This is a genomic window from Parafannyhessea sp. LCP19S3_B1 (genome assembly GCF_052121955.1).
GTDB lineage: Bacteria > Actinomycetota > Coriobacteriia > Coriobacteriales > Atopobiaceae > Parafannyhessea.
In genome coordinates this window covers 94573-115269 of record NZ_JBQKDH010000008.1, presented here as the reverse complement: position 1 = coordinate 115269, position 20697 = coordinate 94573, and the positions used below count along the sequence as shown (strand labels likewise).

Genomic DNA, 20697 nt, shown 5'->3' with positions numbered 1-20697 from the left:
AAGGGCGGGCCACCGTTTACGCGATGACCCGCCGTGTGCTCTCTGGTTCCTCTCAGCGGACTGAAGGTGCGCCCGCGATTGCGCTGGCAGGCGAGTGCCGCTCACTCGCCCTTGCGCTTGCCTGCCGAGAAGAGCGCGCCCAGCCGGTCGACGAACGACCCGCTCTTCGTGGCGCTGTCGCCCTTGGAGCTCTTGGACTCGGACTTCGAGCCGCCCTTGGAGCCGCCGCTCTTCTCGCCCGTGGACTTCGCCTCCTTCACGCCATCCACCACGTAGACAAACTGCACCTCGCTCACGTTGGTGTTCGACGGGTCCACAAACGAGTGCAGCTGGTAGTCCTGGCCAAGCTTCTGCCTGATGGTCTCCTCGAGCTTGTCGATGACCTTCTGGTCGATGCCGTCGGTGGAGGACCTCAGCGTGTCGAGGCCATCCGCGAGCGTGGCCGAGCCGTCCTGCGCCTTCGACGCGCCGCTCGCAAGCGTCTTCAGGCCGCCGTCGAGCGTGCGCGCGCCGGAGGCAAGTTGCGCGGCGCCGCCGTCGAGCTTCGTGGCGCCGGAGTCCAGCGTGTCGAGGCCGCCCTTGAGCTGCGACGCTCCTCCCGCGACCTGGCTCGCGCCGGATGCCGCGGCCGCCGCGCCACCGTCCAGCTGGCCGGCACCGCTCGCGATGCCAGACACCGCGCCGCCGATAGTGGAGGTGCCGCTCGTGGCCTTGAGCGAACCCACGAGCGTGCTCACGCCGGAGGATACCTGCGCCGCGCCGTCGGCCAGCTGCTTGAGCTGGCCAAGGTCGATGGCGCCCAGCTGCTGCTGTGTCTTGCCCACAAGGGCCTGCGAGCCATCGAGAGCCTTCTGCGAGCTGGCCAGCACGTCCGCGGACTCGCCGGTGACGTCCTTGATGCCGCCTTGCATCTGCGAGAGCGTGCCCTTGAGCGCCTCGGCGTCCTTCTGGAGCTTTGCGCCCGTCGCCTGCATGCCTTGCAGAGAAGTGCCAAGGCCCTTGATCGTGGTAAGAGCGCTGCCGGAATCGTCCGCCGCCTTGCCGGCGTACGTCGATGCTTTGGCGGCGTAGCCCGATGCCGTGGTCGCGCCCTTCTCGGCGGCCTTTGCCTGATCGTCTGCGGCCTGGACCTTCGCGCGCTGGTCGGGGGTGAGCGAGGCGTCCGCCAGGAGCGCGTCCAGCTGCTGGCTTGCGGAGCCCGCGCTTGCCGCGGCCTCGTCCGCGAACTGCTTTGCGCCGCCCGCCGCCTGCTTGGAGCCCGTGGCCTCTGCCTGCGCGGTGCCGGCGGACGTGCCCGCCTGCTGCAGCGCGGTCGTGAGGCCGCCCGTGCCCTGCTCGATGGTCGTGAGGTCGCTCTTTACGGCCTCCGCCTGGCCGATGGCGGCCTGCGCCGCGGTGGACATGGAGCCCGCCTGAGACTTGATGCCCTCGAGCTTCTGCTGAATGCCGTCGAGCGTGGCGCGCGTCTGGCTGAGGCCTTGGTTGACGGTGAGGAGCTGCTGGGGCAGGGTGGCGGAAAGCGCCTGGTAGAGCTGCTGCGTGCCGCCGGAGACCTGCTTTGCGCCGGAGTCGAGCCTGTCGAACGTGCCGCTCTGGCTGCGCAGGGTGTCGCGCAGGGCGCCGGCGCCCTGGCTAAGCTGCCGTGCACCCGCGGCCAGCCTCGCGTTGCCGCTGCTGAGGCTCGCACTGCCAGACGCGAGCGTTCCCGCGCCGGCGGCAAGCCTGCCGGTGCCCGCTTTTGCCGCTCTGGTGCCCGCGGCAAGCTGGTCGGCGCCCGTGGAGAGCGCGCCCGCGCCCGCGGCCGCCTGTCCGGCGCCGTTGGAGAGAAGCCCCAGGGCGTCGCGCAGCCTTGCACCGCCGGCGTCCAGCCGGCCAATGCCGTCCTGCAGCCTGGCCGTGGCGTTCGTGAGCCCGGACGTGTCGATCTTGCTGGTGTCGAGGCTCAGGTCAAGCGGCATCGCGGCGATCTGCCAGCCGCTGTACGTGAAGTCGTGCGCGTCGCCGGTGATGTGCCAGTCGCCGTTCTGTCCCGGGATGAGCACGTACGTCAGCACGGTGTTGCTGCCGCTGGTGGCGATGGTGGCGTTGGTCGCGCTGTCCAGCTTGAAGTTCTGGTTGGGGAACGTGCCCTGCGCCTGCAGCAGGAAGCTCTTGGCGAAGTCTGCCGTGGCGGAGTCGTCGCCAAGACCGTCCACCTTGAGCTCGATGTCGAGCCTGCCGTCCTTTCCGGCAAGCTCGCTGGGCTTCACGACCTTGCCATCCAGCCTGTACGTTATCTGCACCGTCCAGGGGAGCTTGGTGTCCTTGCTCAGGTTGCCCTGGTAGTAGAACGGCTCTCCCGCCACGGTCGTGAGGTCGACGGAGCCGTCCCTCTGCTCCAGCTTCTTGGAGGAGGTGAGGTTCGTGACCTTCTGGTACGTGCCGGGGTCCTTTATGTCCACCTTGTCCGGCGTCTCGAACGCGTTCACCACGTACGAGCCGCTGGAGGCGCCCGTGGCGTCGGTCTTCGTGTACACCACCTCGCGCTTTGCCGTAGAGGCGGTGCTGGCACCGTGCGCCACGCTCTTCTCGCCCGTGGCGCCGGATTCGGCCGCGATGGCCTGCGTGGCGCCAAACGGGATGGTCATGCTGAAGCTGAGCACCGCGCCGATGGCGCCTGCCGCGACCCTCTTTGCGAGGGGGATGGTTGATGCGTTCGTCTTGCTCATGTCTGTCACTCCGTTCGTGAGGATGTGCGTTGGATGCGCGCCGTGGCCGTTACGCCGTGCGGCGTTGGTACCGCTGCGGCCGCTAGGCGGTCTGGCCCTGCCCGCCGTCCGCGGGCTGCGGATCGCCGCGATAGAAGCCGATCTTGTAGCTGGTGACGCGCACGAAGCCGTCAAGCAGCGTGAAGAGCAGCGGCAGCACGAAGAAGATCAGGATGACGCTGATGAGGGCGCCACGTGCGATGAGCATGCCCACCTGCTGGATCATGGGGCTGGACACGCTGAAGTAGATGCCGAGGCACGCCAGGATCAGGATGGAGCTCGACGTCATGATGGGCTGCGCGGTCTTCTCGATGGACTGGATGGACGCGTCCGCCTTGGGCATGCGCCTGCGGCGCGCCAGGTACTCCTCCGTGAAGATGATGGCGTAGTCCACAGCGGCGCCCAGCTGCACGGCGTCTATCACGAGGAACGCGACGAAGTTGATGGTCTGTCCCATGAGGTAGGGGACGGCCTCGTTCATCCAGATGGAGACCTCGATCGCCAGGATGAGTATGACGGGGATCGAGACGGACCTGAACATCACGAGCAGCACGGCGCCGATGGCCAGGATCGAGGCGAGCTTCACCGTGGTGGAGTCCACGGACGTGACCGCCTTGATGTCCGCGTAGCTCACGGCGTTGCCCACGAGGCGATACCTGTTGCCGTAGCGCGCCCTGCACAGGCCGCGCACCCTCTTCACCAGGTCGAACGCCTGCCGGGACTCGTCCGGGATGCGCGACGTCAGCACGATGCGACTGTACCCGCCGCTGAAGAGCTGCTTAATCTGGCTCTTGTCCGCCAGCTGGCGGGGCAGGGCCGAGCTCGCGATGGTGGAGTACGAGAGCACGCTCTTGGTGGTGGGGAGCTTCTGCAAGTCTTCCACCAGGGCGTTCTCGTCTCCCCAGTGCTCCGCGGGCACCATGATGGCCCAGGTCTGCGACTTGCCAAACGCCTTGTCGATCACGTCGCCGTCCAGCTTGACCTGCGAGGTGGGCGACATGTTCGCCGCGGACCCGTACGTGAAGCTCACGGACTGCGATGCCAAAAGCGCCGGCACGGCCAGCACCGCCGCGATCACGAGCGCGGGCACGGCCCCGGCGTGGCACACCTTCGCCATGCGGTGGAACCCGCGGAAGAACGGCTTGTGCATGGTCTTTTCCACGAGCCCGCGCATGTTGTACAGGATGCACGGCATGAGGAGCGTGATGGAGAAGAACGAGCACACGATGCCCTTGGCCAGTGCTATGCCCATGTCCGCGCCGATCAGGAACTGCATGGCGCCGAGAGAGAGGAAGCCGAAGAACGTGACGGCCGCGGAGCTGAGGATGACGGGGAACGACTTCGTCATGGCAGCCACCATGGCCTCGAACTGGTCGTCGGTCTCCTGCTGCGCGCGGCCGAAGTTCGTGAGCAGCACGATGGAGTAGTCCATGGAGACCGCGAGCTGCAGCACGCTTGCCACGAGCTGCGTGATGGAGGATATGGTGCCGCGGAAGATGTTCGTGCCCATGTTGAGCACGATCGCGACGCCAATGGTGAGCAGCATCACGATGGGGTGCAGGTAGCTGGTGGTGTTGAGCGCGACCACCACGAGCACCACCACGACGGCGATCGTCATGATCTTGCCCATGTCCGTGTTGATGGTAGCCATGTTGGCCGCGTCGTCCGCGGCGGACCCGTCGATCGCGACCTTCCTCGCGCCGGGCACCGCCTTCGCGAGCGCGCGGATGTGGTCTATCTGGCTCTGCTTCACGCCGGACTTCAGCACGGCCTGGAACAGGTAGCCCTTGCCGTCGTACCAGTCGGCTATCGTGTCCGCGTCCTGGGTCTCGAGCGGCTGGTCCACGTCCACCTCATCGCCGAGCCACGTGACCGAGATGACGTCCTTCTCGCCCTTCAGGCGCCTGTCGAGCGCCTTGGCCTGCGGCAGGCTGATCCCCGTGACGTAGACGCGCGCGTTTGCGATGTCGTTGCCGTAGATGCGCTTCATGGCGTCCAGGTCCTGCGACGACTTTGCCGTGGGCGGCAGGTAGTCGCTCATGTTCGCATCTATCTTTACCTGCGGGACCAGGCATGCGCAGACGGCGGCCAGCACCACGAACACGCCGATGACCACCCTGCGGTGCCTGAGGACCCCGCGAAACAGCCTCTCCATCCTCCCAGGCGCTCCTTTCGATCGCGTTCGCCGGCACGTCGCGCCGCTCCGGTCGAACATCCGTCCTAAGACGCTCACATGTGGTAGAACATACACATGTTGAAAAATACCCAAGCACCTGGTGGGCACACGGCAGACGGGCTTTTTGGACAGCATTTCGAATCATGTTTAAAACCCGACAGAGCGCCGCACAGGTGTGCGAGAGGAACGTGGCGCCGTCTTGGCGTCGAGGCACGTGGGAGGTAGCGTGGAAGCCATCAGAAACCGCAACGCGCAGAGGTCCGTCCGCCTTCTTGAGGAGGCCCTGACCCTGCTCATCGCCGAGAAGCCGTACGACAAGATCACCGTATCTGACATCACGCGCCGCGCAGACCTCAACCGCGGCACGTTCTACGCGCACTTCGACAGCGTGGACCAGCTGATGCGCCAGACGATGGACGACCTGACCGAGAAGGTCTCCGCCTCCATAGACCCGCTGGTCACGAACTCGTTCTTCCAGGACCCCATGCCGTTTCTGCGCCAGATAAGCGACTTTGTGTGCGACAACCTGGCACTGACCCGCAAGCTCGTGGACAACGACCGCCTGGGGCCGTTCCTGGGCGCGCTCATGGACCGCATAGAGCGCCACCTGCACGACATCGCCCGCAGCGAGGACCCGGAAGGCGGCAACTTCCCGCTCGAGACGGTGGACTTCCTCTTGGGCGGCATCCGCAACGCCTACGCGTCGTGGCTGGAGGGCGCGTACGGGAACGAGGGGATAGAGGACCTCAACCAGAGCCTGTGCGCGTTCATCAAGGCGGTCGGCGTGGTGCTGGAGCGGCGCAGGCGCGAGCGCGCCGGCGGCGAGGGCGGGGAGGACTAGCGATGGATGCGAGGTACGCGGACGCGGCCGAGAAGATCGTGGCCAAGCTTGACCGCGACCGCCTGCTTGACCTGGGCGTCGGCGCGGACTTCTGGCACACGAGGGCGTACCCCGAGGCGGGCGTGCCGGCGCTTGCCGTGAGCGACGGGCCGTCGGGGCTGCGCCACCAGAGGCCTGGCGCGCGGGACATGGCGGACTCCGAGCCCGCCACGTGCTTCCCGGCGCTGGCGACGGCGGCGGCCACGTGGGACCCGGAGCTCGTGGAGCGGATGGGCGCCGCCATCGGGAGCGAGGCCCGCGCGCAGGGCGTGGGCGTGGTGCTGGGGCCGGGGCTCAACATCAAGAGGAGCCCGCTCTGCGGCCGAAACTTCGAGTACTTCTCGGAGGACCCCCTGCTTGCGGGCACCCTCGCCACGAGCCACGTGCGCGGCGTGCAGTCCACGGGCACGGGCTCGTGCATCAAGCACTTTGCCGTGAACTCGCAGGAGTACAGGCGCTTCAGCAACGACAGCGTCGTGGACGAGCGCACCCTGCGCGAGATATACCTGCGCGCCTTCGAGATGGTGGTGCGCGACGCGAGGCCGCAGATGGTGATGAGCGCCTACGTGATGCTGAACGGCGTCTATTGCAGCGACAACCGCCACCTCCTGCGCGATATCCTGCGCGACGAGTGGGGCTTCGACGGCGTGGTGGTGACGGACTGGGGCGGCATGCACGACCGCGCGGCCGCGTACGAGGCCGGCTGCGACCTGGCCATGCCGGGTGGCGGCAAGCACCTGCAGAGGCAGGCGGCGACGGCGCTGGATTCCGGCACGCTGCGCGAGGGGCGCGTGCGCGAGAGCGCCTGCAGGCTCGTGGCCCTTGCGATGGCGCATGCCGGCAGAGCCGAGCCCGCCGCAACGGACGTCGCGGCAAACCGCGAGGTCGCGCGGCACGTGGCCGCCGAGGGCCACGTGCTTCTGGCCAACGACGGCACGCTGCCGCTTGCGGCGGGCGCCCGCGTGGCGCTCATTGGCCAGATGGCGGAGCGGCCCCGCTACCAGGGAGGCGGCTCCAGCCACATCAACGCGCGGCGCGTCGCGACCATGCGCGGGCTGCGTCCCGGCTGGGCGTACGCCGCCGGCTACGACGCGCGCACCGGCAGGACCACGCGGGCGCGCGTGGAGGAGGCCGTGCGCGTGGCGCGCGAGGCGGACGTGGCCGTGGTGGTCGTGGGGCTTCCCGAGGCCATCGAGTCCGAGGGCTACGACCGCGCGGACATGCGCCTGCCAGGGGGCATGAACCGCCTGGTGGCCGCCGTGGCCCAGGCAAACCCGCGCACCGTGGTGGTGCTGCAGTGCGGAAGCCCCGTAGAGCTGCCATGGGAGAAGGACGTGGCTGCGGTGCTGTGCGCGGGCCTTGGCGGCGAGGCCGGCGCCGAGGCGACGGTCGACGTGCTGGAGGGCGCGGTCAACCCATCGGGAAAGCTGCCGGAGACCTGGCCGCTGCACGCCGAGGACGCGCCGTGCGCGGGGTGCTGGGGCGAGCCGCACCGTCAGTCGCAGTACCGCGAGGGTGTCTTCGTGGGATACCGCTACTACCAGACGGCGGGCGTGCCGGTGGCGCACTGCTTTGGGCACGGGCTTTCCTACACCAGCTTCGCGTACGGCGCGCTTGCGGTGGATGCGCCCAGCCGTACGGTGAGCTTCGACGTCACAAACGTGGGTGGCGTCGCGGGCGCGGAGGTGGCCCAGGTGTACGTGGAGCCGCCCGCCGGCGGGCTTCCGCACCCGCGCGTGCAGCTTGCCGGCTTCGCGCGCGTGGAGCTTGCCCCCGGCGAGACGCGTCGCGTGAGCGTGGCGCTGGACGAGAAGAGCCTCTCCGCGTGGGACGGCGCGTGGAAGCTTGTGGGCGGCACCTACCAGGTGCTCGTGGGCTCCTCGGTGGAGGACGTGCGCCTGCGCGGCACGCTGGACGTTGCCGGCAAGGGCATCGCCGCGCCTGGCAAGTTCGCGGGCACGTGGTACCGCTCGCTGGAGGGAAGGCCCACGGAGCAGGACTTCCGCGCCCTTCTCGGCAGGCCCGTCCCCCCGGAGGCGCACCACGCCAGGGGGACGTACGACGAGACGGACTCGCTGCTAGAGATGGCACAGACCTCCGCCGCGTGCCGCTTCGTGGCAAACCGAATCAAGGGCTCGGTGGAGCGGCAGTACGGCGACCCGATGGACCCGCAGTGCCGCATGTCGATTGCGTCGAGCGTGGGCTGCGCGCTGTTTGGCCTGGTGAACTGCTCTGGCGGCGCCTTGCCCGCAGGCGTTGCGCGGGCGCTCCTCAACCTTGCGAACGGCCGCGCGCCGTGGCACCGGGACTGACGGGGCGCCGGGGCTGACGCGTGGCGCTAGAGCTGCAGCAGCTCGAAGGACGAGAAGAGCTCGTCCGCGGCAGAGAGGTCCTGCGGGACGCTCGATCCCGTGTACCCAAGCGTGTGGACGCCAGCGGCCTGCGCGGACGCCACGCCGGAGGGGGAGTCCTCGAACGCGACGGCCTCGCGCGCCGCCGTGCCAAGCGCCTCGAGCGCACGGGCGTACGGCTCTGGGTGCGGCTTGTGGCGCGCGACGTCGTCGCCGCCCACGACGAGGTCCACCAGGTCAAGAAGGCCTATGCGCCGCAGCGCCGTCACGACGAGGCGGTGCTGCGTGGTCGAGACGACGGCCACGCGCGTGCCGCCCGCGCGCAGGCTCCCCATGAGCTCGCGGGCGCCGGGCGACGCCTCCAGCGGCATCTCCTCGTAGATCACGTCGCTGGGACGTCGGTGCGCGAAGAACTCCTGCGCGCTCACGTCCATGCCGTGTGCCCGGAAGAGGGCCGGGATCGACTCCAGGCCGTCGGTCCCGGCGAGCGAGTTCTTCTCGCCCTGCGTGGGCGTGATGCCAAAGTGGGCGTAGGCCTCCTCGTCGAGCTCGATGCCAAAGCGCTCCGTGTCCGCGAGCGTGCCGTCGAAGTCGAAGAGCGCCGCCCGGATGCGCGACGGCCGTGGTGTTGCCATGGTGCCTCCCGTGGGTGTGGTGCCGATGTGGTGGCGTCCATTGTAGCGTGGCGACGAGTTTTGCTTGGGAGTGGCAAGTCGTGATGCGTGCGCTCTATATTTCGACTTATGGATTAAGTCGAAATATAGATAGCTCATAATTTGAGTTGTGTCGTAAGTCATGACATAAGGGGTAGCGGCGTCGCCGCGAGTGAGGAGGGGCAGTGCCCAGCGAGTACGCAGAGCTCATGAACGCGATATTCAGGGACAGGCCGTGGGACGCGTCCCCAGAGGCGCACGTGCACGACGGCGATGGCGACGCCCGCGCCAGGCGGCTGCCGCGCACGCCCAAGGGCGTGACGGTTGGGGAGGTCGACCTCAATGGGCTGGGAGGCGAGTGCCTGACGAAGCGGGGCAACGCGGGCTGGGTGCTCTACGTGCACGGCGGCGGGTACATGTCCGGGTCTGCGCGCGAGCGCCGCGAGGTGTGCCAGCACATCGCGGACGTGCACGGCCGCAACGTGATGAGCTGCAACTACCGCCTTGCCCCCGAGCACCTGTGGCCCGCGCAAATCGACGACACGCTCGCGGCGTGGGAGGGCGTGCTCGCGCGGGGCATCGACCCCGCGGACGTGATCGTTGCCGGGGAGTCCGCGGGCGGCACGCTGGCCCTCTCGCTTGCCTTCGTGCTCAAGGGGCGCGGCATGGCGCAGCCGGGCGGCATCATGGCGCTGTCGCCCTCCGTCACGCAGGCGGAGAGCCTCCCGTCGCACTCCGCAAACGTCGCCACGGACTACCTGCTGCGCGACGCGGTCGAGAAGGGCGCCCTCCGCATGGTGTACGGCGGACCCGCCTGCACGGAGGGGTTCCTGCGCGACCCGGTGGTGTCGCCGCTGTACGGCGACTTCTCTGACCTGCCGCCGGTCTTTCTCTCCGCGTCTGACACGGAGTGCCTGGTGGACGACGCGCGCGTGCTCTACCAGCGGCTTCGCGAGGCGGGACACCCCGCGGCGCTCGACATCCAGCACGGGTGCCCCCACGCCTTCCAGATGTTTCCCCGCATGCCCGAGGCGCGCGACGCCCTTGCCGCCGGCTTTGCGTTCTTCGCGCGGCAGGCGCGGGCGTAGCGTCTTCGGGCGCGCCGCGAGCAGAGCGCCTGCCGCGGGGCGGCTACAGGCCCTGGATCTGGCAGGAGCGCATGGTCTCGAGCGCGGCCTCGTGCTTCTGCGGCGCGACGCCGGCGCAGCATGCGGGGTCGACGGAGACGCGGACCTCCGGCAGCACGGCCTTCAGCAAGAGCGCGTTCGACACGACACAGATGTCCGTGCACAGGCCCACGAGCTCCACCTCGAGCTCGTCCTCCTCGGCCATCTGCCGCACGGCGCGCGCGAGGTCCGTCGAGCCAAACGTGGGCTTGTCGAACACGTGGTCCGCCGACACGAGCTCCGCGACCTCAGGGCGCAGCCGCCAGCCGTCCGTCCCCTTGATGCAGTGGGGGACGGGCAGGTACGTGCCCTCCTGCGTGGAGAGGTAGTCCGCGGGGTGCGTGTCGCGCGTGGCGAACACGTCGCGCGCCGGGTACGAGCGGATCTTCCGCACGACGGCCGGGACAATGGCCCGCGCCTCCGGCGTGCCGAGCGCGCCGTCGATGAAGTCGTTCTGCATGTCGATCACGATCAGGATCTTGCGCATGGTGCCTCCCTCTGCGAGCGGGCCGCCGTGGCCCGCGCCCGTTCCCACCTGCATGCTACCGCGTATCGCGCGGCCGCGTGCCGCACGGCCGCGGCGCCGGGGCTTCTCGGCCGCGCCGGCCGTGACGCCGGGCCGGCAGGCGGCTACAATTGCCTCGCGCGGGCGTTCATGGGGGGCGCCGCGACGGCGTGAGGGGGCTGGCGTGTCTGACGATGTTGCCGCAAGGGCGGACGTGAAGGTGAGCGAGGGCTACATGCCCTTTGGCGAGTGGCGGACGTACTATCGCATCGCGGGCGACGTGCAGGCGGGGCTTGCCGCGGGCAAGGCGCCGCTCGTGTGCCTGCACGGGGGCCCGGGCTCCACGCACAACTACATGGAGCTGCTTGACCCGCTGGCCACGGACGGCCGCGCCGTCATTAGCTACGACCAGCTGGGCTGCGGCAACTCGTACGTGGAGGGGCACCCGGAGCTGTGGCACGCGAAGACCTGGGTGGACGAGCTCGAGGCGCTCGTGGCGTACCTGGGGCTCGCGCGCTTCCACCTGCTGGGGCAGTCTTGGGGCGGCATGCTCGAGATAACGTACCTGGTGGAGCGCCAGCCCGCCGGCGTGCTGAGCGCCACGCTCAGCAGCACGCTGCCGTCCTCGCAGCTGTGGGGGCGCGAGCAGCACCGCATGGCGCGGATGCTTCCCGAGCCAGAGTGGCGCGCGCTCGAGCGCGCGGAGGAGACCGGCGACTTCCGGGGCGAGGCCTACCAGCGCGCGATCGACCACTACATGCAGCTGCACTGCGCGGACCTCACGTTTGGGCCGGACGCGCCGGAGTGCCTGCGCCGCCCGAAGCGCAGCGGCACGGAGTCGTACGTGACGGCGTGGGGCCCCAACGAGCTCACGCCCGCCGGCACGCTGCGCGACTGGGACTACACGGACCGTCTGGGCCAGATCCACGTGCCCACCCTGGTGGTGAGCGGCACGGACGACCTGTGCACGCCGCTCGTGGCCAAGACCATGGCGGACGGCATCCCCGGCGCGCGCTGGGAGCTGTTCGAGGGGTGCCGCCACATGTGTTATGCGGACGACACCCCTCGCTACCTGCGCATGATGCGCTCGTGGCTTGCCACAAACGACTAGCGGCCCAAAGCACGCGGCCGCGCGCCTTGGGCCTGAGTGAGGCCGCCGGCCGCGGCAGCGCCGCGCGCTACTCCACGCGCAGGATCACGGTCGCGAACGGCGGCAGCGTGCACGTGAGCACGTGCGTGCCCGCGTCCAGCGCCACGGCCTCGTCGCCGCGCGGCGTGGTGCCGGCGTACACGTCCCAGTCGCTGTCGAGAAGGACCTCGGCCCTCGTCGCGCCGGGCACCTCGACCTCGTAGTCCTCCTGGGTCGCGCCGGAGAGGTTCAGCACCGCGACGATGCGCTCGCCCGCGGCCGGCTGCGCGGACGCGCCCGCGTCCTTCTCGCCCGCGGGCGCCTGCGCGCCGTCGTCCGCCGCGGCGGAGCGGCGCTCGATGGCATAGGTGCAGCGCTCCGTGGAGGCGACGTCCAGCCACTGGAAGCCGTGCTCGGCGTAGTCCTCCTGCCACAGGGCCGGGTGGTCCAGGTACAGGTGGTTGAGGTCCGTGCAGAAGCGGTAGAACGCGTCGTGCTTGGGGAACTTGCGCATGAACCAGTCCTGCTCGCGGCGCTCGTCCCACTCGCGCAGCTGCGCCACCTCCGATCCCATGAAGTTGAGCTTCTTGCCGGGGTGAACCATCATGTAGCAGTACAGCGAGCGCGCCTGCGGGAACTTGAGGTCGCCCTCGCCCCACATCTTCTGGGCGATGGTGGCCTTGCCGTGCACCACCTCGTCGTGCGAGAGCGGCAGCAGATAGCGCTCGTTTCTGAAGTACATCATGCTGAAGCTGAGCTTGTGGTAGTTGCCGCTGCGGAAGTACGGGTCAAGCTGGAAGTAGCTCAGCGTGTCATGCATCCAGCCCATGTCCCACTTGTAGTCGAAGCCCAGGCCGCCCTGCTCCACGGGGCGCGTGGTGCCCTCGTAGTCCGTGGAGTCCTCCGCGATGGTGAACGTGCCCGGGTTGAGCGACTTCACGCCGGAGTTCAGGCGCTTCATGAACTCGACGTTCTGGTTGTTCACGCCGCGCTTCTCGTCACCCTGCCAGTAGATGATGCGGCTGATGGCGTCCATGCGCACCGCGTCGAAGTGGTAGCAGCCGAGCCAGAAGTTCACGGACGACTGCATGAAGCTGCACGACTCGCCGCGGCTGTACATGAAGTTGTGGCTGCCCCACTCGCTCACGCCCACGGCCTCGTTGGGGTACTCGAACAGCGGCGTGCCGTCGTAGTCCGCAAGGCCCCATGCGTCCGTGGCAAAGTGCACGGGCACCACGTCCAGGATGCAGCCGATGCCGGCCTGGTGCAGCGCGTCCACCAGGCGCATGAGCTGCTGCGGCGTGCCGTAGCGGCTGGTGGGGCTGAAGAAGCCCGTCGGCTGGTAGCCCCACGAGCCGTCGAACGGGTACTCGCACAGCGGCATGAACTCCACGTAGTTGTAGCCGGTCTTCGTGAGGTACTCCACCAGCGGCTCGGCCAGCTCCTCGTAGGTGTACCAATCCGCCGGGTCGTCCGAGGGCTCGTCGCCGGAGCGCTTGCGCCACGACCCCACGTGCATCTCGTACACGTTCAGCGGGCCGTCCAGCTGGCGGTTGCGCCGCGCGTGGCCGGCCACCCACTCGGCATCGCCCCACTCGTAGGAGAGGTCCCACACGATGGAGCGGTGGTCTGGCCTCAGCTCGGACGCGAACGCGTACGGGTCCGCATGGTCCACGTAGCCGCCGCCGTGGTAGATGCGGTACTCGTAGTGGTCGCCCGCCTTGGCGCCCGGGACCTCCGCCTCCCAGAAGTTGCCGTCCTGCGCACGGTGCATCTCGTGCGGGCCGTCGTCCATAAGCACCACGATGCCGTCCGCCGCGGGCGCGAACGTCCGGAAGGTGACGCCTTCGGGCGTGGTGTGCGCGCCCAGGTGGTCCTGCGCATAGAACTCAGTGCCGCGATAGAAGTTCTGGATGTCCATGCTCTTCCTTCCTTACGGGGCCCCATGCAAGGGGGCGTGTCTTGTGGCGGGCGCGTCTCTTACGAGAGGAACGTGTCTCCCGGGTCCTGGACGCTTATGGGGATCGTCGGTATGCGGCTTGCGGGGCCCTTGTCGTCGGCCGCGGCGCTCGTGCCGAAGGTGGAAGCGTCCGCCTCCAGGATGTCGCGCGCGGGGTCCGGGTACAGCGGGTCCTCGTCCGGCGCGATGGCGTCCAGCACCCACGCGTCGTCCACGCGGTCGAGCGCCGCGGCGTCCAGGCTCACCCAGCTCTGGCAGTGGTCGATCACCGCGCTGTCGTTCGTGGCCACGTACGCGCGGCCCGCAAGCTCGTTGTCCACGTTGTCCACAAGGGCCGCCTGCACCTTGGGCAGGCTGGGCTGGATGTTCGCCAGGGCGCGCACGTAGTCCGCTATCGTCTTCGCAAGGCGGCCGGAGTTGCGCACCGGGCGGTCAAAGTAGAACGTGGCCGATGCCACCTGCGCCTCGGTCAGCAGGTCAAGCACCAGGTCGATCGCCTGCATCGTCTGCTCCACGGAGCGGTACGTGCCGTTGATGCCCGCAAGGTCGCGAATGGCGCCGTCCTGCGCGCGGATGAGCGGGGAGCGCACGAGCGCCACCTCGAGCGGCACGATCACGTTGAAGCCATCTATGCACACGTCGCGGCCGCGCAGGTCCTCGAGCTTCAGGTGCTTCGCGGCGCGCGCGGCCCGCTTCGCCTCGCCGCTCACGCCGCGGTTCAGAAACAGGCGCTGCCGCGTGGTGAACTGGTAGCGGTTGCCCACGAACTCCACGGCCGTCTCGCGCGGGTAGTCGCGGTCGAGCAGGAACGACAGCTCGGCCGCCGCGCGTTGCAGGGTCTCCATCGACTTCGTGCCAAAGTCCTTCTCGTCCGAGGGCTGGTACCCGCGGCGAGGCGCGGCCGCACCGTCCGTCAGGGTGCCGTCGCTTGCGTTTTCGTTGCTATGGGTGATGTCGTAAGACATGGGATGCTCCTTGGTTTGCCGGCGTTTCGCACGGATACCCCTAGTCTACCCATCGTGCGCCCGCGCGTGTGCCATGGCGCAACATCTCACACGCCGCCCGGCGGGCGTCCGCGCCTGGCGCGAACCGCCGCGAGCGCCGCCTACGCGCCGCCGCCCATGCCCGCAAATCCCGTCTGCCGCAGCGCCTCGTACAGCACGACGGCGACCGCGTTCGAGAGGTTGAGCGCGCTTATGCGCCAGTCGTCCACGTTCACGAAGTTGCCGCAGATGTCCGGCCGCAGAAGGGGAGAGGCGCCGGCCCCCGCGCTTGCGGCCGCGTCGCCCAGCGACTCCTCGTGCGCGGCCCACGCGTCGCGGTTGGAAAGCGACGCCGCGTCCGGCAGCATGGGGATGCGCTCGCAGCTTGCGGGGTGCGCGGCGAGCACTTGCTCTGGTATGCCGGTGCTCTCGGAGCCAAACACCAGGTAGTCGCCGTCGCGGTACGTGGACTCCGAGTACGTGCGCCGCGCCTTCTTCGTCAGCAGGTGCAGCCGGGGCGCGCCCGCCGCGCCTGCCAGGCCGTTCTGCCGCAGGAACTCCTCCCAGCCGGCGTAGCGCGTCACGTCCAGGTTTGGCCAGAAGCCAAGGCCGGCGCGGCGCAGCATGCGGTCGTCCAGGCTAAACCCCAGGGGCTCCACCAGGTGCAGGCGCGATCCCGTGAGCACGCACGTGCGCCCTATGTTTCCCGTGTTCGCCGGGATCTCCGGCGCGTACAGCACGATGTTGAACACCTGCGATGCCTCCCGTCCCCCGCGGAGCGCCAAGCCCGGCGCGCCCGCGACCATGCCCGTGGGTCCGTGGCCCACGCGTCCGCCCCAGCATCATAGGCCCATCTTGCCCCCGGCGCGCCCGCGGCGCCGCAGTGGTATCGTGACGTGACGGCAGTGGCCTGCGCGGCAGGGGAGGCACCATGATCAGGCTCTTCGCATCGGACCTCGACGGCACCCTCCTCAACGCGCTGCACCGCACGGACCCGGTGGTGCTGCGCTCGATCGCCCTCGTGCGCCATGCGGGCCTCAACTTCTCGCTCGCCACGGGACGCACGCTCAGGAGCGGGCGTCAGATGGGCTTTGCGGGCAACGTGTGCGTGGTGTGCGCAAACGGCGCCATCGTACTGGACGAGTGCGGCGCCCCCATACGCACCCGCAGCCTCGACCCCGCGTTCGTGCAGGAGCTCGCCGCGGCGTTTCCCACGGCGCCGCTCGAGTTCGTGACGGTCCGCCACACCTACCACCTGCAGAGCCTGGAGCAGCACCGCGCGTCGTTCGGCAACGCGCCGCTCGTCCGGCGCATGCTCATGCGCGCACCGGGGCTCGTCGGACCTCCGGAGCACGTGTACGACGTCACGCCCGCGCAGCTCGCGTCGCTCGACGTGCTGAAGGTGAACGCCCACCTCCAGGGGCCGGGCCTCGCCCAGGACGTCCACGCGTTTCTCGCCCGGCACGCCGACGTGGCTACCAACGCCCCGTTCGACCCGTGTATGTTCGAGATCACGGCCGCCGGTGTCAACAAGGGGGAGGCCCTCGCGTGGCTGGCCGCGCGCCTGGGCATCGCGGAGGACGAGGTGGCCGTCTACGGCGACGGCGGAAACGACGTGGTTATGCTGGGGCGCTTCTCGCACGCGTACGCCACGGCAAACGGCTCGCCCGCGGCCAAGCGCGCCGCCGGCACCGTCATCGGGCCGTGCGCCGCGTACGCCGTGCCGCGCCACGTGGTGCGGACGCTTCGTGCGCAGGGCTCGCTTCGCGCCGCCCGCTAGCGCCAACGGATATACTGTCGGGACGTACACGGCGCCGCACGGGCGCCTTGGGGCCGCGGACGCGGCCGGGAAGGAGCCCACATGATCAAGGAACTCTGCAAGGACGAAGCGATCCTCTCCAAGAGGTGCGAGCGCGCCACGGCGCAGGACGCGCCCATCGCGCAGGACCTCGTCGACACCATGCACTCGCTCGAGGACTGCGGCTGCCTCGCCGCAAACCAGATCGGCGTCACGAAGGCCGTCGTCGTGTTCCAGGACGATTCCGGCGCGGACCACGTGATGTACAACCCCCGCATCATGATGGGCCTGCGCGCCGCGAAGATGGTCGAGGGCTGCATGACGCGCGACGAGCCGTCCAAGGTCACGCGCTACCAGAAGGTGAAGGTCAGCTTCGACGAGCTGGTCGACGGCGAGCTCAAGCCGCGCCGCCGCGACTACACGGGCTTCGAGGCCCAGATGATCCAGCACATGTGCGACCACTGCCAGGGCAAGCTGGTCTAGCGGTCCGCACGGGGCCGTCCCACGGGCCCCGCAAAGCGCCAAGGGAGAAGAACGTGCCATCCTCAGTCGCGGACGCCAACGAGCGTGCGATCTACTCGCTCATCTGCAGCGAGGACGGCGTGAGGGCGCGCGACGTGGCCCGCAGGCTCGGCATCGACCGCACGACGGTCAACCGCTACCTGTACGCGTCGCCGTTCGTGCGGGACCTCTGCTATCGCGACGACGCCTACCTGTGGTACGGCCTCATCGGGCAGACGGTCCCGCACCACGGCCTGGGCGAGTTCTGCGGCTGGTACGGCACGGTGGGGGAGTTCCTCGCGCAGGACCTCGACGCGTGGCTTGGGGAGCTCAAGCGCGGCTGCGCGCGCATCGGGCGCAACCTCAACGACACGCGCGGCCTCTTCCACTCGTTTCTGGACACGCACGACGCCATGGCCTCGCTCTTCTCGGACCTTCGCCAGCTGGGGGCGCCGGACCCCACCGACTGGGAGCTCTGCTTCGAGCTGCGCATACGTCGCGCGCGCCACGTGCGCATCTACGCGGATGTGCTGCTGCTGGTGCCGCCGGCGCCCGCGCCCGCGCGGCCGGGCTACGCGTTCAGCCTGGAGTTCAAGATGAAGGACGCCATCGACCAGGCGGAGGTTGACCAGGCAGCAAAGTACGTGCCGTACCTAGAGGTGGTGCTGGGCCCCACGTTCAACGTCGTCGCGGCGCTCGTGCTCACGTCTGCCCGCGACCTGTACACCCATGCGCGCATCTCGCGCAGCACGGCGGAGGTGTCCGTCGCCTCCGGTGATATGCTGTTCAATGTGCTCGACGAGTACCTGGGCTTCCTGTCCTAGGTCCCAGGCGCGTGCAGTCGCCGGGCAGCGTCTGTCGCAACCACGTCAAGAGTCACCGGGAGGTTCCCATGCAGGCAATGCGCAGGAAAGACCGCTTGGTCACCGACCCTGTCAAGATCGAGCGCATCCTTATGGAGGCGCGCATCGTGCACCTGGGCCTTGTGGATGACGGCCGCCCGTACGTGGTGCCGCTGCACTACTGCTACGAGTACGCGGGCGCGGACCTCACGCTGTACATGCACTCTGCGCTGAGCGGCCGCAAGATAGACGTGATAGGCGGGGGCGCCCCGTGCTTTGTCGAGCTCGAGTGCGACGTCAATCTGGACGACGGCGGTAGCACCCCCTACAAGCTGGCCTGCAAGTACGGCTCGTTCTACTCCAGCGTCATGGGCGAGGGCACGGCCTCCCTGGTCACGGACGCGGACGAGAAGGTCCATGCCCTCAAGCTCCTCATGCGCCAGCAGACGGGTCGCGACTTCCCGATCACCCGGCTCATGGCCAAGCCCGTCGCTGTCATTCGCGTGCGCGTACGCGCAGGCTCGCTCACCGCAAAGGCCCACATGCGCAAGTAGGCGCTCGCCGGACCAGACAACAACCGGCGAGAAGAGCAGCAACCATAATCGAACCATCGTGCGGTCTGGCTGTCGCCAGCCGCTTGCGGCTCCGCAGCTGCCGTTGGCGGCTGCGGAGCAGGCTGTCCATGCCTGGAAAAGCAAGGTCGGTGGCTTTTGCCATCCCATATCAGCAGGTCAGGGCGGCGAGTCGGCGCGTGTATGCAAGCATTTAAAAGATATATATATGACATAGAATAATAAGATACGAAAGTTCTAAACTGTTTTCAGTATTTGCCTGCGCGAGGCACAATTTCGTCGACGTAGTCCTAGCTTTGAATCGACATACATTGGAAGTGAATGCCATGAGTGACGGTCTAGGGAAGCAAGGCTCGAATGACACCGCGGAACGCAAGCTCAACGCGTTGTTCTGGGTCGCGGCCATAGCCGGGTCGGCAGTGTGGTCCTTCCAGGAGGTGCTGTCCTGGAACGTGTGCTTCGTCGTGAGCGGCCTGCTCGACGCAGTGATGTGGGTCACGATCCTCGTGCATCACCCCTCATCCAAGAAGGGGAAAATCGCCATCGCCGCGGTCGTCCTCGCGTTCTCGATACTCACCGCCCTTCCAATGTCCTGACGGAGCGGGGAGTTGCGCATCTCCTTCGGAATGCCACCCTTCAAATCTGACGGCATCGTGTCAATAAAATTGAACCCATGAGTTCAAAATCGTTGTGCTAGAGTGTCCGTAGTTCAATTTGCAAATTGAACTACGGACATCTGAGTTAGATTGAAATTGAACTACGAAAGGTCGGACATGTCCCAGAACCTCTTCAGCGACCGGCTTGCGGAAGCGATGGAGAAGAGCGACCTCCGCCAGTCGGACCTCATCCGCATCGCGGCGGAGCAGGGCCACAAGCTCGGCAAGAGCCAGCTGAGCCAGTACCTCAGCGGCAAGGTGACACCTCGGGCCCAGGCGGTGGTCATTCTCGCCCAGGCGCTGGGCGTGAGCGAGGAGTGGCTCGCGGAGGGCGAGGTTGCGTCGCAGCGGGATGGTTCCGCTCCGGCCGAAGTCCAGCCGGCACCATGTGAGGATGCGGGAAGCGAGCAAGACTCGGGCTCGAAGGGTACCAACGCTATGAGGAAGGGCACTGCCACCGGCAGGCAAGGGGAAGGAAGCTCCATGCGCCAGTTCACGAAGTCTCACAAGCTCGACAACGTCCTGTACGACATCCGCGGGCCCGTCCTGGACGAGGCCTACCGCATGGAGGACCAGGGCATCCACGTGCTGAAGCTCAACATCGGCAACCCCGCGCCGTTTGGCTTCCGCACGCCGGACGAGGTCGTGAAGGACATGCAGGATCAGCTGACGGAGTGCGAGGGCTACTCCAACAGCCGCGGCCTGTTCGCGGCGCGCAAGGCCATCATGCAGTATGACCAGCTCAAGGGCATCCCCAACGTGGACGTGGAAGACATCTACACCGGCAACGGCGCGTCCGAGCTCATCCAGCTCGCGATGAACGCGTTCATGGACGAGGGTGACGAGATCCTGGTCCCGAGCCCGGACTACCCGCTGTGGACCGCGTGCGCCACCCTCGCCGGCGGCACCGCCGTGCACTACGTCTGCGACGAGAAGGCAAACTGGTACCCCGACATCGACGACATCAAAAGCAAGGTCACGCCGCGCACCAAGGGCATCGTCGTGATCAACCCCAACAACCCCACGGGCGCCCTGTACCCGCGCGAGGTGCTGCAAGAGATTGTGGACGTGGCGCGCGAGCACCAGCTGGTGATCTTCGCCGATGAGATCTACGACCGCCTGGTTATGGACGGCAAGCAGCACGTCTCCATCGCGAGCCTCGCGCCCGACCTGTTCTGCATCACGTTCAACGGCCTCTCCAAGAGTCACATGGTCGCGGGCTACCGCATCGGCTGGATGAGCCTCTCCGGCAACAAGCGCATCGCGAAGGACCTGATTGACGGCATCAACATGCTGTCCAACATGCGCCTGTGCTCCAACGTGCCGGCCCAGTCCATCGTGCAGACGTGCCTGGGCGGCATCCAGCGCAGCCAGAACCTGCTGGTGCCGGGCGGCCGCATCTTTGAGCAGCGCGAGTACGTGTACGACAGGCTCTCGCACATGGACGGCGTGACCGTCACCAAGCCCGAGGCCGCGTTCTACATCTTCCCGCGCCTGGACCCGGAGAAGTTCCACATCACGGACGACGACCAGTTCGCGCTCGACCTGCTCAAGGACAAGCACGTGCTCGTGACGGCCGGCAAGGGCTTCAACTGGGAGACCCCCGGCTATTTCCGCATCGTCTACCTGCCACGCAAGCACACGCTGCACGAGGCGATGGACGCCCTCGAGGACTTCCTCAGCTACTACCACCAGTAGGTTCCGACGGGATGCAGCCAATCGAGCGCCATGTCCTGCCGGACATGGCGCTCTTCTTTCCCCACGAAGAACCGAATGAA

The 20697-nt window shown here is 68.0% G+C and carries 17 protein-coding genes; 10 read left to right on the top strand and 7 right to left on the bottom strand.

What is annotated here, in order from left to right:
• Window positions 1–101: 101 nt before the first annotated feature.
• Window positions 102–2708: a hypothetical protein gene (locus tag ACTQWE_RS05830; RefSeq protein WP_441856482.1), complete on the bottom strand. Its 2607-nt coding sequence runs from the start codon at window positions 2706–2708 to the stop codon at window positions 102–104.
• 82 nt (window positions 2709–2790) lie between these two features.
• Window positions 2791–4902 carry an efflux RND transporter permease subunit gene (locus tag ACTQWE_RS05825; protein ID WP_441856480.1) on the bottom strand — a complete coding sequence of 704 codons (2112 nt, stop codon included), beginning with the start codon at window positions 4900–4902 and terminating at the stop codon, window positions 2791–2793.
• 247 nt (window positions 4903–5149) lie between these two features.
• Here ACTQWE_RS05825 and ACTQWE_RS05820 point away from each other — a divergent pair, with 247 nt between their 5' ends.
• Complete coding sequence (locus ACTQWE_RS05820; RefSeq protein ID WP_170103733.1) at window positions 5150–5764, top strand: TetR/AcrR family transcriptional regulator; 615 nt, start codon at window positions 5150–5152, stop codon at window positions 5762–5764.
• Between the two features lie 2 nt (window positions 5765–5766).
• On the top strand, window positions 5767–8115 hold the full coding sequence (locus ACTQWE_RS05815) for a glycoside hydrolase family 3 C-terminal domain-containing protein (RefSeq protein WP_441856477.1): 2349 nt from the start codon (window positions 5767–5769) through the stop codon (window positions 8113–8115).
• 26 nt (window positions 8116–8141) lie between these two features.
• Here the strand turns inward: ACTQWE_RS05815 and ACTQWE_RS05810 are convergent, their stop codons facing one another.
• Window positions 8142–8789 carry an HAD family hydrolase gene (locus tag ACTQWE_RS05810; protein WP_441856475.1) on the bottom strand — a complete coding sequence of 216 codons (648 nt, stop codon included), beginning with the start codon at window positions 8787–8789 and terminating at the stop codon, window positions 8142–8144.
• A 203-nt stretch (window positions 8790–8992) separates the two neighbouring features.
• Between ACTQWE_RS05810 and ACTQWE_RS05805 the strand changes: the two genes are divergently transcribed.
• Window positions 8993–9895 (top strand): alpha/beta hydrolase, encoded by a 903-nt coding sequence (locus ACTQWE_RS05805; RefSeq protein ID WP_441856473.1) that lies wholly within the window; start codon window positions 8993–8995, stop codon window positions 9893–9895.
• 43 nt (window positions 9896–9938) lie between these two features.
• On the opposite strand, the gene ACTQWE_RS05800 is transcribed toward ACTQWE_RS05805, so the two are convergent.
• A complete protein-coding gene (locus tag ACTQWE_RS05800; protein ID WP_441921411.1) occupies window positions 9939–10514 on the bottom strand; it encodes a cysteine hydrolase family protein in 576 nt (191 codons plus the stop codon).
• Between the two features lie 148 nt (window positions 10515–10662).
• Between ACTQWE_RS05800 and pepI the strand changes: the two genes are divergently transcribed.
• Entirely contained in the window at window positions 10663–11589 is a 927-nt protein-coding gene (gene pepI / locus ACTQWE_RS05795) for a proline iminopeptidase (RefSeq protein WP_441856470.1), read from the top strand.
• Window positions 11590–11656: 67 nt separating this feature from the next.
• Here pepI and glgB read toward each other — a convergent pair whose 3' ends face one another.
• The 3 genes from glgB to ACTQWE_RS05780 all read right to left on the bottom strand — a co-directional run bounded on the left by glgB (window position 11657) and on the right by ACTQWE_RS05780 (window position 15377).
• On the bottom strand, window positions 11657–13528 hold the full coding sequence (gene glgB / locus ACTQWE_RS05790) for a 1,4-alpha-glucan branching protein GlgB (RefSeq protein ID WP_441856468.1): 1872 nt from the start codon (window positions 13526–13528) through the stop codon (window positions 11657–11659).
• Between the two features lie 59 nt (window positions 13529–13587).
• Window positions 13588–14532, bottom strand: a complete 945-nt coding sequence (locus tag ACTQWE_RS05785) for a DUF434 domain-containing protein (RefSeq protein WP_441856466.1) — start codon at window positions 14530–14532, stop codon at window positions 13588–13590.
• 140 nt (window positions 14533–14672) lie between these two features.
• Window positions 14673–15377 (bottom strand): tRNA (cytidine(34)-2'-O)-methyltransferase, encoded by a 705-nt coding sequence (locus ACTQWE_RS05780; RefSeq protein ID WP_441856464.1) that lies wholly within the window; start codon window positions 15375–15377, stop codon window positions 14673–14675.
• A 104-nt stretch (window positions 15378–15481) separates the two neighbouring features.
• Here ACTQWE_RS05780 and ACTQWE_RS05775 point away from each other — a divergent pair, with 104 nt between their 5' ends.
• The 6 genes from ACTQWE_RS05775 (at window position 15482) to ACTQWE_RS05750 (ending at window position 20617) form a co-directional block, all read left to right on the top strand.
• Window positions 15482–16330 (top strand): HAD family hydrolase, encoded by an 849-nt coding sequence (locus ACTQWE_RS05775; RefSeq protein WP_441856462.1) that lies wholly within the window; start codon window positions 15482–15484, stop codon window positions 16328–16330.
• An 81-nt stretch (window positions 16331–16411) separates the two neighbouring features.
• Window positions 16412–16831 carry a peptide deformylase gene (locus ACTQWE_RS05770; RefSeq protein ID WP_441856460.1) on the top strand — a complete coding sequence of 140 codons (420 nt, stop codon included), beginning with the start codon at window positions 16412–16414 and terminating at the stop codon, window positions 16829–16831.
• Window positions 16832–16884: 53 nt separating this feature from the next.
• Window positions 16885–17673, top strand: a complete 789-nt coding sequence (locus tag ACTQWE_RS05765) for a winged helix-turn-helix domain-containing protein (RefSeq protein WP_441856457.1) — start codon at window positions 16885–16887, stop codon at window positions 17671–17673.
• Window positions 17674–17741: 68 nt separating this feature from the next.
• Window positions 17742–18245, top strand: coding sequence for a pyridoxamine 5'-phosphate oxidase family protein (locus tag ACTQWE_RS05760; protein WP_441856455.1), 504 nt, complete (start codon window positions 17742–17744; stop codon window positions 18243–18245).
• Window positions 18246–18589: 344 nt separating this feature from the next.
• Window positions 18590–18859 carry a hypothetical protein gene (locus ACTQWE_RS05755; RefSeq protein WP_441856453.1) on the top strand — a complete coding sequence of 90 codons (270 nt, stop codon included), beginning with the start codon at window positions 18590–18592 and terminating at the stop codon, window positions 18857–18859.
• Window positions 18860–19036: 177 nt separating this feature from the next.
• A complete protein-coding gene (locus ACTQWE_RS05750; protein ID WP_441856452.1) occupies window positions 19037–20617 on the top strand; it encodes an aminotransferase class I/II-fold pyridoxal phosphate-dependent enzyme in 1581 nt (526 codons plus the stop codon).
• Window positions 20618–20697 lie beyond the last annotated feature (80 nt).

Coding starts and splice junctions, on each gene's coding strand:
- ACTQWE_RS05830 (WP_441856482.1), bottom strand. CDS start 2,708: ATGAGCAAGACGAACGCATCAACCATCCCCCTCGCAAAGAGGGTCGCG.
- ACTQWE_RS05825 (WP_441856480.1), bottom strand. CDS start 4,902: ATGGAGAGGCTGTTTCGCGGGGTCCTCAGGCACCGCAGGGTGGTCATC.
- ACTQWE_RS05815 (WP_441856477.1), top strand. CDS start 5,767: ATGGATGCGAGGTACGCGGACGCGGCCGAGAAGATCGTGGCCAAGCTT.
- ACTQWE_RS05810 (WP_441856475.1), bottom strand. CDS start 8,789: ATGGCAACACCACGGCCGTCGCGCATCCGGGCGGCGCTCTTCGACTTC.
- ACTQWE_RS05800 (WP_441921411.1), bottom strand. CDS start 10,514: ATGCAGGTGGGAACGGGCGCGGGCCACGGCGGCCCGCTCGCAGAGGGA.
- glgB (WP_441856468.1), bottom strand. CDS start 13,528: ATGGACATCCAGAACTTCTATCGCGGCACTGAGTTCTATGCGCAGGAC.
- ACTQWE_RS05785 (WP_441856466.1), bottom strand. CDS start 14,532: ATGTCTTACGACATCACCCATAGCAACGAAAACGCAAGCGACGGCACC.
- ACTQWE_RS05775 (WP_441856462.1), top strand. CDS start 15,482: ATGATCAGGCTCTTCGCATCGGACCTCGACGGCACCCTCCTCAACGCG.
- ACTQWE_RS05770 (WP_441856460.1), top strand. CDS start 16,412: ATGATCAAGGAACTCTGCAAGGACGAAGCGATCCTCTCCAAGAGGTGC.
- ACTQWE_RS05760 (WP_441856455.1), top strand. CDS start 17,742: ATGCAGGCAATGCGCAGGAAAGACCGCTTGGTCACCGACCCTGTCAAG.
- ACTQWE_RS05755 (WP_441856453.1), top strand. CDS start 18,590: ATGAGTGACGGTCTAGGGAAGCAAGGCTCGAATGACACCGCGGAACGC.
- ACTQWE_RS05750 (WP_441856452.1), top strand. CDS start 19,037: ATGTCCCAGAACCTCTTCAGCGACCGGCTTGCGGAAGCGATGGAGAAG.